Raw genomic sequence first — 12,375 nt, 5'->3', positions numbered from 1 at the left:
AATTAATATGTTAATATAACATACATAATAAATAAAATGGAGGAAAATAACTTTGGAATTCACTTGGGCAAATAATGATAAAATTGAATATGGAATTAAGCAGTTTTTAGTAAAAAAAGGTGTTAGTCATCGAATGTATAACGACTTAAAAGCTAACGGAAATATATTACTGAATCATGATAATACTAAATTTGATGCTCAAGTTAAACCTGGCGATGAATTAACAGTTATTTTTCCTGATGAAAAAAGTGATGACGAGGTTGCTTTTAGTGATCATCCAATTAATATTATATATGAAGATGATAATTGGTTAGTTGTGAATAAGCCAGCAGGGTTAACTAGTGTTCCAGGTCCCTCAAATCGTGAAGATACATTAGTGAATCGCATTAAAGGTTATTTAAGAAAAATAGACAGTCACGATTTAAAGCCACATTTAATCACACGCTTAGATCGTTTTACTTCTGGTTTAGTTTTAGTTGCTAAAAATCGGTTAGCTAATAGTTTGGCAAACCAACAAGTAGCCAATCATCAGATTGAAAAATATTATTATGCGATTGTTGATGGAGTATTATCTAAGTCCCATGCGATTATTGATAAACCAATTGGCAGAGTAGGTGATAATTTTCGTCGCGAAGTGATTGCTGATGGTAAAAATGCGATGACTGAATATTGGATTGAAAAAATTGCTTCCAATAATACTTTGGTAAAAATTAAATTGCATACAGGTAGAACTCATCAAATTAGAGTACACATGACTGCATTGGGGCATCCGCTGTTAGGTGATCAATTATATAATGGACCTTTAGATAGAGGAATAAAACGCCAAGCATTACATGCTTATTATTTAAAATTCCATGATGACTTATCAAATGTCGACCGTGAATTTAAATTAGAATTACCAGCCGATATGAAAGTAATTTTATAGTGGAGGATGGAAAAATGAATAAAGATTCACAAGAACAAGTAAAATGTTTAGTTGATGGTAAAACATATTTAAGAGATGAAGGAGTAATCTTAAAGGAGTTAGCACAACCAATTTCAAATGCAATTAAACAAGATTTCCCTAAGGCTAAAATGAGTAGTTTTATTTGTGCTAATCACTTATTGAAATATCGGATGAATCGTGTAGACTCATTGATTAATTCAGATTTAAGACAAAGCCAAAAAATTAACCGTAAATTAACTAAAGCTTTAAAAGATGATAATTATGAAATCACCGACGTTAACGTTTCACTTAGTAAAAGTACTACTTTTGGGCAAAAAGTGTCAGATGCAGTTGCTAAATTTGGTGGTAGTTGGACTTTTATTTTCATTTTTGTAGCGATTCTGTTAGTATGGATGCTTATGAATGGTTTAGCAATTTTTGGTATTCACTTTGATCCATACCCCTATATATTATTGAATCTGTTTTTAAGTTGTTTTTCAGCAATTCAAGCACCAATTATTATGATGAGCCAAAATCGTTCTGCTCAACGTGATCGTTTAGATGCCGAAAATGATTTCCATGTTAATTTAAAATCAGAACATGAATTACGTATTTTGCATGCGAAGTTAGACCATTTAACACAAAATCAAATGCCCCATGATTTAGAGATTGAAAAACTACAACTACAAATTTTAGGCGAAGTTCGTTCTGAACTAACTAATTTAAGAAACGAAAATATAAAATTAAAGACACAATTAAAGCAACAAAAATAACATTAGAGGTGATAAATGATGGAAGATAATATTAAAATGGGAGCACCTGCTTTTAGCAAGATGATGTTTGTATTAAATACACCGGTTACAGAAGCAAATCATAAATACTATCGTTTCATGAACGAAGAAATGCAACAAATTGCTGAAGATATTTGGGCAATGCCTGCCTATATGAAGGAAAATGATGACTTTTCAATGTTCTTTATTCTTACTAAAATTGAATCTGGTGAAACCGTGATTGCCTTTGCTGAAGGACATTTACAAGAAAATGATTTCTCATTAGGTCAACCAATGTCATCAGGAAAAGGTTTAAATAAATTAAATGAACATGATGAAAAACGAGCTAGTTCAGTTCTTCATTTCATTAATCAAATTTCAAAAGCTGCTGAAGGAAGTTGGCGGATGCTTGAAGATTAATCAAATTAACATTCCATTTTGATGGAATGTTTTTTATTTATAAAAAAGTATAAAATTATTTGCATTTATTTAAAATGGTGATATTATATTTAAATCTAGTTTTAAATAATTAAATTGATAGGGGGCTTAATCATGTTAATGAGAAGAGCACGCATCGAAGATTTTGCAGCAATCAAACAAATTGTTTTCGAAGGAAAGGACCTACTTGCCAAACAAGGTGTTAACCAATGGCAAGATGGTTATCCTAATGCTGATTCATTAATGAATGATATTCTTAATCAATGGACTGTTGTATTAGAAGAAGATGGAGAAATCTTAGGCACCGCTGCCGTCATTCCTGGCAAAGATAACAGTTATGAACATTTAGATGGTAAGTGGTTATCAAATGGCCCCTATGTATCAATTCATCGGGTGGCTGTTTCAAGCCATCATCATGGTCGTGGCTTATCACAAAAATTATTTGAAGCCATTTATGATATTGTAAAAAATGTAAATGGCATTAATAGTATTCGAGTTGACACTAATCCTGGTAATTTAGGAATGCAACATGTAATTAAAAAATCTGGCTTTATAGAAACTGGTAAGGTGGTTCCAATTTCTGCAACTGCCAACACCGATGTTAAAAATTTTGCTTATGAACGTTTAATTAAACAACCATTATTGGTTTAAAATATCAAAAAGGTCGCTTTCTTTTAGAAAAGCGACCTTTTTTTGTTATATGTATTTATTGTATAATTAAAATATAGATAGGAGGGAGTTTAAATGCATTCACATGATGAAGAACAAAACCAAATGACCGGTAGTCGCTTTTTATTTGTGACCATTTTAAATTCATTAATTACTTTAGTGGAATTTTTAGGGGGAATTATATCTGGTAGTTTATCATTATTATCTGATGCTTTTCATAACTTAGGAGATTCCGCTTCAGTGGTGGGAAGTTATTATGCTCATCGTATTAGTGAACGTCCACAAAATAAATTTAATACGTTTGGTTATAAGCGTGCACAAATTATTTCAGCATTTCTAAATTCAATTTTCTTGTTAATGATTTCGGCGGTATTAATTTTTGAAGCAATTCCAAAACTGTTTAAACCAGAACAAATTAATGGAAACTTGATGTTAATTGTTGCTGTGGTTTCAACAGTTGCTAATTTAGTTTCAACTATTATGTTGAATCATGGTTCGAAAAATAATTTGAATGTTAAAGCTACATATCTACACCTATTAAGTGATACTTTAGCTTCAATTGGTATTATCATTGGCGGAATTTTAATTAGATTATTTGGTTGGAATATTATTGATCCCTTAGTAACCATTATTGTGGCACTATATATTATGTCTGAAACATTCCCAATTATTAGTAAAACCATTAAAATCTTGATGCAAGGTGCACCTCATGTTGATTGTTATGCAATTCAAAAAGATTTATTGAACATCGATGGAGTTACTGGAATTCATCATGTTCATATCTGGTCAGTTGATGAAAATAGTATTATGTTTTCTGCCCATGTCAATATGAAAGATATGATGATTAGTGATGCTGAAAAAATATATGATCCGATTACTAAATTACTGCATGATAAATATAATGTTGAACATGTAACATTACAAGCCGAAGTTGAACGTGGTAAAAAAGAAGACTTGTTTTATGATAATGGCACCGATATTAAATAAATTAATAAAAAGCTCAACCTCAATTTGAGGCTGAGCTTTTTACTTTATAGTCCGGCTGGTACTTTATCGTATTTTGCTTGGTACCAATCTTCCCAAGGTATTTCAGGAGTACCATTTGCTAAAAATTTAATATCTAAATCTTTTAATAGTTCGTGGTAATTTTTTCTACAATATTTAACTGTATCTTTTGCAGCATGTTCAATCGATTCAAAACGATTACGATATACTTCTCGATCAATATCCCATAAGAAGGAATTATTAATATCTTGACTAATTAATTCCATGTTTTGATCCCTGTACATTTTGACAAAGAATTTACTGAAACCTTTGACACTATTTTCTTGAGATTGTTCGCTGAGTTGGTCGAACTTAAATGATTTTTCACTCATATTTCCATCTCCAGTTTCTTATTAGTTGTATAAGTTACAATTTAATTATATATTTTTTATTAAAAAAAGTTAAATAAAAATGGTAAAATTACATTAAATGCTGTAATATTAAATATTAAAACCAAATGCATTTAGATTTTAATTTAGGAGACGCTGATAAGAATGACCCCAAAAAAAGAGGACTATTTAAAAATTATATTTGAACTAGGTGGAACTAAAGATAAGGTTTCCAATAAAAGGATTGCAATTAGTTTAGATATAGCTGCAGCATCTGTAACTGAAATGGTAAATAAATTGCTTGAAGAAGGATTAGTTTATCATGAGCCTTATTCTGGTGTATATTTAACAGAAAAAGGGATTAAGTTAGCTGAAGTATTAGTTAGAAAACATCGTATTTGGGAAAGCTTCTTAGTTAATGAATTAAGTTATCCACTTCCTGATTTAGATAATGAAGCTGAGGTATTAGAGCATGTTACAAGTGATCGTTTATTAAAAGCAATGTATGATAAACTTGGTCATCCTACTCATTGCCCACATGGTGGGGTTATTCCTAGCATTGATGGTCATTATAAAGAAGATAGTCATTTATTACTTAATGATGCTAAGGATGGTGACACGGTAGTTGTTGACCGTTTCATTGATAATCATGACTTATTAACTTATTTAGGTGATATTCAACTGGATATTGGTGATAAGCTAAAGGTGATTAAGCATTCTCCATTTGAAGGACCAGTCACGGTGCAAAATTTGACTGATAAACAAGAAAACGCAATTAGTTATAAAGCTTCACATTATATTTTTATTAAGAATTCTAACGAATAAAACGAGGATAAGTGGACAACACTGAAAACTCGTTTTTTTTATTTCACTCAAAATAATTCATGTTATAATTTGAAATAATATTATTGTTATGCAGAATGTAGGTGAATTTTTTGAATGAAAAAAGAAAAAGTAAATTAGTGGTGGAAACATGTTTGCTAGCAGGTAAAATCATGATTGAAAATGGTTCCGAAATGGTTAGAGTAAATGATACAATTGATCGAATTTGTCATAATGCTGGATTTTCTGATAGCCGATCATATGTTACTTTAACTGGTATCATAATGACCGTCAGCCCTGATATGGGTTCACAAGTGATCTCAATTGATAAGCGTAGTTTTGATTTAGAAAAGGTCTCGGTTGTTAATGATTATTCTAGGCAATTTCAGGCGGGATTAATTACTTTAGGCCAGTTTTATCATTCACTAAAACACATTGATAAGCATGTAACTAGATATCCTTTCTGGGTCGAGTTACTAGGAGCTGCAGTTGTCAGTGGAACTTTGGAAATCGTTTTTAGACATAATACTTTTGATTTTTGGGCAGCTTCCTTTATCGGTGTTCTAGGTTGGTTTGTCTATAATATTATTGATAAATATACTTCAATTAAATTTTTAAATGAGTTCATATCTGCTTTGGCAATTGGTTTTGCTTCTATTATTATGATTAGAATGCATTTAGCTAATAGTGCTGATGACTTAATTACAGGAGGACTTATGCCATTAGTACCCGGAGTTCCAATTACCAATGCAGTTCGTGATGTTTTATCGGGAAACTTAATTTCGGGACCTTCTCGTGGAGTTGAGGCAATTATGAGTGCTTGTGCTTTGGGATTTGGTGTTGCAATGGCAATTAAAATCATGGGATGAGGTGTTTGTTTGGGACTAGTTATTAATATTGTTTGTGTTTATCTAGCAACAATTGGTTTTGGACTATTGGTTAATGTGCCTAAAAGAGCACTTAATATGAGTGGAATTGTAAGTGTGTCCGGCTGGTTAGTTTATTTTTATATTAATACATATATAAGTGGATATATTTTTGCCAATTTATTTGGAACCTTTACAGTAGGTATTTTGAGCATTTTTGCTTCACGTTATAAAAAAATGCCAGTCATTATTTTTAATATTCCAGCCTTAGTACCACTTGTTCCTGGGGGGCAGGCATATCAAGTTATGAAATCATTGGCAACTGGTAACTTTATTTTAGCAAAAACTAATTTAATTCAAGTTGTTTTTATTGCTGGAGCCATTGCTTCTGGTTTCTTATTCTCTGAATTTTTAAATCAATTATATATTCGTTTGCGAGTTAATTTAGCAAACAAAAAAGAGTAGTGAAAAAATAACTTTTTCACTACTCTTTTTATTATTGCCCTAAGAAGAAACTAAAAATTAAGACTAATAATACGAATGTTGTGATATAAACATATAACATATCATGTTCTTTATAAAATGAATATATTGAAACAACTACTCGTAAAACTGGCGTTAAGATTAAACAAAAGATTCCTAACATCATGATTGCATATGGTTTTAAATTTATGATGCCGCTAAAAATTTCATTAAATGAAGAGGGGTGATAATTTCCAGCATATCCAGAATTACCAGTAATAAGAAACATCAATAGGCCGATTATCATAATCGCAGCTGATATGATAACTCCAATTCTTAAAATTTTACCAATTACTAATTCAATTTCATTCATTTCTGCTTTAGTGGTTTGCTTAGAATTATTCATTTTTAACCTCCTAGAAGCCTTTAATAACCATGCTAATACCAATATATAATAAGATTGGTACAAAACCGATGCGAATCCATCTTGCCGGTAAGATTTGCATAATTCTTGATCCAATTGTAGCACCAACTAAAATCCCTAATGCTAATGGAACTGCAATATATGGCAAAATTGATCCATTAAAGAAATAAACAGTAGCTGAAGCAGCTGCAGTCACACCCATCATTAAATTACTAGTGGCACTGGAAGGCTTTAGTGGCATTTTCATAAATGTATCCATTGCAATAACTTTGAACGCACCTGAACCGATTCCTAATAATCCAGAAGCCAATCCGGCACCAAACATTACTGATAAACCACCAGGAATATTTTCAACTTTATAATCAATTTGTTTGTGTTCTGCTTTGTCATAATAACTACCATTTAGGCGAATTCTTTTTGCAATTTTGTCATCTTTATTACTAAGGTTAGACTTATTTTTATTCATTAACTTGCGCGCCATATTAAATGATGAAAATAATAATAATAGTCCAAATAGTATGTAAAGATATTTTGTCTCTAAAATTCCAGTTAATAATGCTCCCGAAACGGCCCCGATAGTAGTTGCTATTTCTAGAAACATTGCAACTCTGAGATTCAAAACTTCGTCTTTTAAATATGCGATCGTTGATCCAGAACTCGTAGCAATTACTACAATTACACTGGCCCCAATTGCATACTTAATATCTAAGTGACATGCTAGCGTCAAAATTGGAGTGACTATAATTCCGCCACCTAATCCTAAGATAGCACCAGCAATTCCAGCGAATAGGCCAATAACTATCATAAGTATCACTGTTCCAATCATTATTTTTCCTCCTAAGATATTTAATTATTTTTATTATAACAATGATTGAATTATATACCTTTAAAAGTGATTTTTATAATTTTAATTAAAATATGAATGCATGTATATTAGCTATGTTATACTAAATTTAAAACTTTTCGAGGAGGATCAAAATTTCATGATAATTGATAAAGATAATAAAAGAGTTTTTAAAATTACTTTGGGATTAATATTATCATTATTTATTTCAATTTCAGTGAGTATGAATTCTGGTTATTTAAAATTTATTGATTCAATTATTATTGGATCAATTCAAAAATCTCAAGGTGGTTTGAAAGAACATTTGATGCATTTATCGACAACATTAGCTAGTCCTAAAATGGATATTGTCTGGATATTAATTATTGCATTTTTTCTCTGGGGATTTAGAAATAAAATTGTAGCACTATGGTCAATTTTTACCATTGTTGGTGGGGACGCAGTTGCCTTTATTATTAAAAATATTGTTAGAAGACCACGTCCATCATTACATAGTGCAGCTGATACTGGATTTAGTTTCCCTAGTGGACATGTTTTTGGAATCTTTATTGTTATTAGTATCGTATGGATTGTCTTAGTACCAATGATTAAGAGCTTAAAGAAGCAATTATTTATACAAATTATAACTTTCATTTTCTTATTGTTAGTCATGGCATCACGTATTTATTTGAATGCTCATTTTCCCACTGATACTTTGGGTGCTGCATTTATTGCCTATACTTGGGTACAAATTTCTGAAATATTTTATGTTAGATATGCTCCGCGTTTGAAAGAGCATTGGCATCCAGTACGTCATTCATATTTATAAATTAAAAAGCTGATATCATTTTGATATCAGCTTTTTTATAGAATTTGTTTTAGCCAATCATTGGATAATTCAAACCATTTAGCAACATGCGGATTATTTGAATCTTCATTCCAAGCAGTTACTTCATTGGCTAATGCCATTCCATGAGGGCCATGGTGGAAAATGTGTAGTTCATTGTCGATTTTATGTTTATTTAAACTCATTGAATATTTTAAAGAATTGGTAACTGGAACAAATGGATCATCGGCGGTATGCCAAATAAAAGTAGGAGCATTAGTATCAGTTACATGTTCTTCAGCAGCTAATTCTTTTTGTTCACCAGCCCAATTATCAATAGTTTCTTTATCACCTGGGAAACCAAGTGTTAAATCTGTAACTGGATAATTTAAAATAACAGCGTTGGGTTTTAACATTTTAGCATCATATGTTGAAACTTTGTCCATTAGCCATTTACTGTCATAAAAATCGTTATATAAACTAGTGATATGACCACCGATTGAGAAGCCAGAAATCACAATTTTATTAGGATCAATATTCCATTTACTAGCGTTTTTACGAATCATTTTGATTGCATTTGCTAATTCTATTAGTGGATTAGGTAGTAATGGACGTGCTTCTTGTTCAAAAGTATATCTAATAAAGAAGCTTTGGTAGCCTTTAGCTGAATAATTTAAGGCAATACTTTCAGCTTGTACCATTGGAATATGGTTATATGAACCACCAGGTAGAATTATTATCGCTGGGTGTTTGAAATTATTAGTTTCAACATCAGCTGGTCTAAGGTATCCTTTAATAAAAGCGTTTGAATTTTTACGAATTGATTCTTTTATTATTTTCATATTTGCACCTCAAATATATAATGTCTGTAATTATTCTAACGCAAGAAAGGCGGCAATGTCTGTTGAAAAACATAAATATTAATCTAGGGGCCATTAAGATAGATAAATTGAATCATAATGACTTTAAAGATTACTGGGAAATGATTTCAAATGATGATGTAGCTAAAAAAACTGGTTTTGAACCAGTTAAAGATGAAATTAAAGCTAGAATGCTTTTTCAATCAGAAAATGAAGATCATATAACTTTTGCCATTAGATTAATTGATTCTGGCAAGGTCATCGGTTTAATTAATTTATTTCCTGAAATTGGTGAAAACTTTGAACCAGTTTATTCTAATTTAGAATTAGGCTATTTTATGAATAATGATTATCAAAAAAGAGGTTATATGACCAAAGCTTTACTAGCAATAATTAACAATTTTGATGAATCATCTTTAATCGAGGCCACAGTAGATCAAAATAATAAGCCTTCAATGAAGGTTCTAAACAAATTAGGTTTTCATTCAATTGATAAATATGATGGTTATAAAACGTTTGAATTAAAATTATCATAGTTATTGTTTAATTAATTTATATGTTATATAATAACTAAGTAAATCTAAGAAGAGGCGCAAATGACATTAATAACCAATCTTTTTCAATAAAGTGATGTATATAGATTGGTGAAAGGGGATTTTGCCGAAACTAATAGCTGCTTTATCAACCATTAGTTGGGGCTCAGTTGAATAAGCTGAGGACTGTCGTAGTTTTTCTACGGAGTGCTTTCTAGAATCAATAATTAAAAATTGATTGATTACGGATCTCTTCTTTTTATATGGGGAGATCTTTTTTAGTTATTTTTCTGATGGCACCTCTTAGAATCATAAGAGAGGATGACATATTATGAGTGAAAACTCACAAGATAGAGGGGTAAAGAGACGACTTAAGACAAGACACGTTTCAATGATTGCCCTAGGAGGTTCAATTGGAACCGGATTATTTGTTGCTTCAGGTTCAGTTATTAGTCAAGCCGGGCCAGGTGGAGCATTAGTTGCCTATTTCTTAATGGGACTAATGGTTTACTTTTTAATGACTAGTTTAGGAGAAATGGCTACTAACACACCTGTTTCTGGTTCATTTTCTGTATATGCTTCTAAATATGTAGATCCAGCTTTGGGATTTGCGATGGGATGGAACTATTGGTTTAACTGGGCCATTACAGTGGCGGTTGATATTAGTACAGCTGCCTTAGTAATGAAATTCTGGTTACCTAATATGCCTAGCTGGATATTCAGTGCGATTACGTTAGTATTAATCCTATTAATCAATGCCTTGTCAGTTAAAGCATTTGGTGAAACTGAATTTTGGATGTCATTGATTAAAGTTATTACCATTTTTGTCTTTTTAGGTGTTGGAATCCTAACTATCTTTGGCATTATGGGTGGTCATACAATTGGCTTATCTAATTTCCACTATAAACAAGCACCATTTGTTGGTGGAATTCCAATGATCTTAGCAGTTTTTGTGGTTGCTGGATTTTCATTTCAAGGAACTGAATTAGTTGGGATTACTGCTGGTGAAGCTAACAATCCAAGTAAAGCTGTTCCTCGTGCAATCAAAGATGTATTTTGGCGCATTATTTTATTCTATATTTTAGCCATTTTTGTAATCGGAGCAATTATTCCATATACCAGTCCTGATTTACTAGGATCAAGTGCTAGTGATGTTGCAATCAGTCCATTCACGATTGTATTTAAAAGGGCTGGGCTAGCTGCAGCAGCTTCAATTATGAATGCAGTAATTTTAACTTCAGTTATTTCATCAGCTAATTCAGGGATGTATGCTTCGACTAGAATGTTATATTCAATGTCACATGAAGGATATGCACCTAAAATTATGGGACGGACTAATAAACGTGGAATTCCTTATCTTGCTTTAGGTGCCACTACATTAGTTTCACTAGCTACATTTATCAGTAGTATTGCTGGTCCACAAATTTATGTTTGGTTAGTTGCTGCTTCAGGGTTAACTGGATTTATTGCTTGGGTTGGAATTGCACTGTCACACTTTAGATTTAGACGTGCATTTGTCAAACAAGGCCATAGTTTAAATGAATTAAAATATCATGCTACATGGTTCCCAACTGGTCCAATTATTACCTTGATTATTTGTATTTTGGTTATTTGTGGTCAGGATATTTCTTCATTTGTTAACTTTAATTGGGAACAAATTGGAATTACTTATATTTCAGTACCATTAGTATTTATTTTATATTTTGCATATAAATTTAAAAATCATACTAAAATTATTCCATTAGATAAAGTAGACGTTTCACCTACTGATTTAAGGGATAAAGAATAAAAATTAAAAGATGCCTCTCGTTTTGAATCGGGCATCTTTTTTATTGTTTTTAAATATTTAATGTAAGTTTTTTAATTATGTATTAAAATATAAATATTATTGATTTATTTAAGGAGAATTACATGCTTGTATTAGCAGGAACTATCGGAGCGGGCAAAACTTCACTAACTAGATTATTATCTAAAAATTTAAATTCAACTGGTTATTATGAATCAGTTGATGATAATGAAATCTTGCCATTATTTTATAAAAATCCTAAGAAATATGCATTTTTATTACAAATTTATTTTTTAAATACTAGATTTGAAAATCTTGAAAAAGCTCAGAATGAAAAATTAAGTGTGATGGATCGTTCAATCTATGAAGATTCATTAATGTTTAGACTGAATGCAGATATGAATCGTGCCACTGAAACTGAAGCTGATATTTATGATTCGTTACTCGAAAATATGATGGAAGAAATTCCTAATTCATCATTGCAAAAGAATCCAGATTTGTTGATTCATATTAGTATTTCATTTGATACAATGTTAAGCCGTATTAAAAAACGGGGTCGCAGCTTTGAACAAGTTGATAATGACCCTGGATTGTATGACTATTACCAAGATTTAAATAATCGTTATAATAATTTTTATGAAAATTATGATCAATCACCAAAAATTCAAATTGATGGTGATAAATATGATTTCATTGAAAATGATGCTGATCGTGAAATTGTTTTAAAACAGATTGATGATAAACTAAAAGAATTGAATCTAAAATAGTTGATTATCTAAATTAGATGTAATATTATTG

At 31.0% G+C, this 12,375-nt stretch carries 16 protein-coding genes and 1 riboswitch; of the genes, 12 read left to right on the top strand and 4 right to left on the bottom strand.

Annotated features, from left to right (window positions below):
• The first annotated feature begins 52 nt into the window (after positions 1–52).
• The 5 genes from C7N44_RS02910 to C7N44_RS02890 all read left to right on the top strand — a co-directional run bounded on the left by C7N44_RS02910 (position 53) and on the right by C7N44_RS02890 (position 3,789).
• A complete protein-coding gene (locus C7N44_RS02910; RefSeq protein ID WP_225362928.1) occupies positions 53–925 on the top strand; it encodes an RluA family pseudouridine synthase in 873 nt (290 codons plus the stop codon).
• A gap of 14 nt (positions 926–939) precedes the next feature.
• Positions 940–1,698, top strand: a complete 759-nt coding sequence (locus C7N44_RS02905) for a DUF1003 domain-containing protein (protein WP_105956405.1) — start codon at positions 940–942, stop codon at positions 1,696–1,698.
• A gap of 18 nt (positions 1,699–1,716) precedes the next feature.
• Positions 1,717–2,115, top strand: coding sequence for a hypothetical protein (locus C7N44_RS02900; RefSeq protein WP_105956404.1), 399 nt, complete (start codon positions 1,717–1,719; stop codon positions 2,113–2,115).
• Between the two features lie 132 nt (positions 2,116–2,247).
• A complete protein-coding gene (locus tag C7N44_RS02895; RefSeq protein ID WP_105956403.1) occupies positions 2,248–2,784 on the top strand; it encodes a GNAT family N-acetyltransferase in 537 nt (178 codons plus the stop codon).
• 93 nt (positions 2,785–2,877) lie between these two features.
• Positions 2,878–3,789 carry a cation diffusion facilitator family transporter gene (locus C7N44_RS02890; RefSeq protein ID WP_105956402.1) on the top strand — a complete coding sequence of 304 codons (912 nt, stop codon included), beginning with the start codon at positions 2,878–2,880 and terminating at the stop codon, positions 3,787–3,789.
• Positions 3,790–3,833: 44 nt separating this feature from the next.
• Here the strand turns inward: C7N44_RS02890 and C7N44_RS02885 are convergent, their stop codons facing one another.
• On the bottom strand, positions 3,834–4,073 hold the full coding sequence (locus tag C7N44_RS02885; RefSeq protein WP_157945022.1) for a hypothetical protein: 240 nt from the start codon (positions 4,071–4,073) through the stop codon (positions 3,834–3,836).
• A 267-nt stretch (positions 4,074–4,340) separates the two neighbouring features.
• Between C7N44_RS02885 and C7N44_RS02880 the strand changes: the two genes are divergently transcribed.
• The 3 genes from C7N44_RS02880 to C7N44_RS02870 all read left to right on the top strand — a co-directional run bounded on the left by C7N44_RS02880 (position 4,341) and on the right by C7N44_RS02870 (position 6,328).
• Positions 4,341–5,000 carry a metal-dependent transcriptional regulator gene (locus tag C7N44_RS02880; RefSeq protein ID WP_105956400.1) on the top strand — a complete coding sequence of 220 codons (660 nt, stop codon included), beginning with the start codon at positions 4,341–4,343 and terminating at the stop codon, positions 4,998–5,000.
• A 101-nt stretch (positions 5,001–5,101) separates the two neighbouring features.
• Positions 5,102–5,866, top strand: coding sequence for a threonine/serine exporter family protein (locus C7N44_RS02875; RefSeq protein ID WP_318530495.1), 765 nt, complete (start codon positions 5,102–5,104; stop codon positions 5,864–5,866).
• A 9-nt stretch (positions 5,867–5,875) separates the two neighbouring features.
• On the top strand, positions 5,876–6,328 hold the full coding sequence (locus C7N44_RS02870; protein ID WP_105956398.1) for a threonine/serine exporter family protein: 453 nt from the start codon (positions 5,876–5,878) through the stop codon (positions 6,326–6,328).
• Positions 6,329–6,359: 31 nt separating this feature from the next.
• On the opposite strand, the gene C7N44_RS02865 is transcribed toward C7N44_RS02870, so the two are convergent.
• On the bottom strand, positions 6,360–6,731 hold the full coding sequence (locus tag C7N44_RS02865) for a DUF1634 domain-containing protein (RefSeq protein ID WP_105956397.1): 372 nt from the start codon (positions 6,729–6,731) through the stop codon (positions 6,360–6,362).
• A 10-nt stretch (positions 6,732–6,741) separates the two neighbouring features.
• Entirely contained in the window at positions 6,742–7,575 is an 834-nt protein-coding gene (locus C7N44_RS02860; protein WP_105956396.1) for a sulfite exporter TauE/SafE family protein, read from the bottom strand.
• A 157-nt stretch (positions 7,576–7,732) separates the two neighbouring features.
• Between C7N44_RS02860 and C7N44_RS02855 the strand changes: the two genes are divergently transcribed.
• Positions 7,733–8,401 (top strand): phosphatase PAP2 family protein, encoded by a 669-nt coding sequence (locus tag C7N44_RS02855; protein ID WP_105956395.1) that lies wholly within the window; start codon positions 7,733–7,735, stop codon positions 8,399–8,401.
• Between the two features lie 35 nt (positions 8,402–8,436).
• On the opposite strand, the gene C7N44_RS02850 is transcribed toward C7N44_RS02855, so the two are convergent.
• Positions 8,437–9,240, bottom strand: a complete 804-nt coding sequence (locus C7N44_RS02850) for an alpha/beta hydrolase (protein WP_105956394.1) — start codon at positions 9,238–9,240, stop codon at positions 8,437–8,439.
• 62 nt (positions 9,241–9,302) lie between these two features.
• Here C7N44_RS02850 and C7N44_RS02845 point away from each other — a divergent pair, with 62 nt between their 5' ends.
• The 3 genes from C7N44_RS02845 (at position 9,303) to C7N44_RS02835 (ending at position 12,344) form a co-directional block, all read left to right on the top strand.
• Entirely contained in the window at positions 9,303–9,794 is a 492-nt protein-coding gene (locus C7N44_RS02845) for a GNAT family N-acetyltransferase (protein WP_157945021.1), read from the top strand.
• A gap of 41 nt (positions 9,795–9,835) precedes the next feature.
• Positions 9,836–10,012, top strand: a riboswitch (Lysine riboswitch).
• 110 nt (positions 10,013–10,122) lie between these two features.
• Positions 10,123–11,580 (top strand): amino acid permease, encoded by a 1,458-nt coding sequence (locus C7N44_RS02840; protein WP_105956392.1) that lies wholly within the window; start codon positions 10,123–10,125, stop codon positions 11,578–11,580.
• 122 nt (positions 11,581–11,702) lie between these two features.
• Entirely contained in the window at positions 11,703–12,344 is a 642-nt protein-coding gene (locus C7N44_RS02835; RefSeq protein ID WP_105956391.1) for a deoxynucleoside kinase, read from the top strand.
• Positions 12,345–12,375: the final 31 nt, after the last annotated feature.

Source organism: Apilactobacillus quenuiae, assembly GCF_002994005.1.
In the GTDB taxonomy this organism is placed as follows: domain Bacteria; phylum Bacillota; class Bacilli; order Lactobacillales; family Lactobacillaceae; genus Apilactobacillus; species Apilactobacillus quenuiae.
This window is presented reverse-complemented; position numbering and strand designations above follow the sequence as displayed.

Excerpts from the sequence above, each read along its gene's own strand:
- C7N44_RS02905 (WP_105956405.1), top strand. The coding sequence starts at position 940 with ATGAATAAAGATTCACAAGAACAAGTAAAATGTTTAGTTGATGGTAAA.
- C7N44_RS02900 (WP_105956404.1), top strand. The coding sequence starts at position 1,717 with ATGGAAGATAATATTAAAATGGGAGCACCTGCTTTTAGCAAGATGATG.
- C7N44_RS02895 (WP_105956403.1), top strand. The coding sequence starts at position 2,248 with ATGTTAATGAGAAGAGCACGCATCGAAGATTTTGCAGCAATCAAACAA.
- C7N44_RS02890 (WP_105956402.1), top strand. The coding sequence starts at position 2,878 with ATGCATTCACATGATGAAGAACAAAACCAAATGACCGGTAGTCGCTTT.
- C7N44_RS02885 (WP_157945022.1), bottom strand. The coding sequence starts at position 4,073 with ATGGAATTAATTAGTCAAGATATTAATAATTCCTTCTTATGGGATATT.
- C7N44_RS02880 (WP_105956400.1), top strand. The coding sequence starts at position 4,341 with ATGACCCCAAAAAAAGAGGACTATTTAAAAATTATATTTGAACTAGGT.
- C7N44_RS02865 (WP_105956397.1), bottom strand. The coding sequence starts at position 6,731 with ATGAATAATTCTAAGCAAACCACTAAAGCAGAAATGAATGAAATTGAA.
- C7N44_RS02860 (WP_105956396.1), bottom strand. The coding sequence starts at position 7,575 with ATGATTGGAACAGTGATACTTATGATAGTTATTGGCCTATTCGCTGGA.
- C7N44_RS02855 (WP_105956395.1), top strand. The coding sequence starts at position 7,733 with ATGATAATTGATAAAGATAATAAAAGAGTTTTTAAAATTACTTTGGGA.
- C7N44_RS02850 (WP_105956394.1), bottom strand. The coding sequence starts at position 9,240 with ATGAAAATAATAAAAGAATCAATTCGTAAAAATTCAAACGCTTTTATT.
- C7N44_RS02840 (WP_105956392.1), top strand. The coding sequence starts at position 10,123 with ATGAGTGAAAACTCACAAGATAGAGGGGTAAAGAGACGACTTAAGACA.
- C7N44_RS02835 (WP_105956391.1), top strand. The coding sequence starts at position 11,703 with ATGCTTGTATTAGCAGGAACTATCGGAGCGGGCAAAACTTCACTAACT.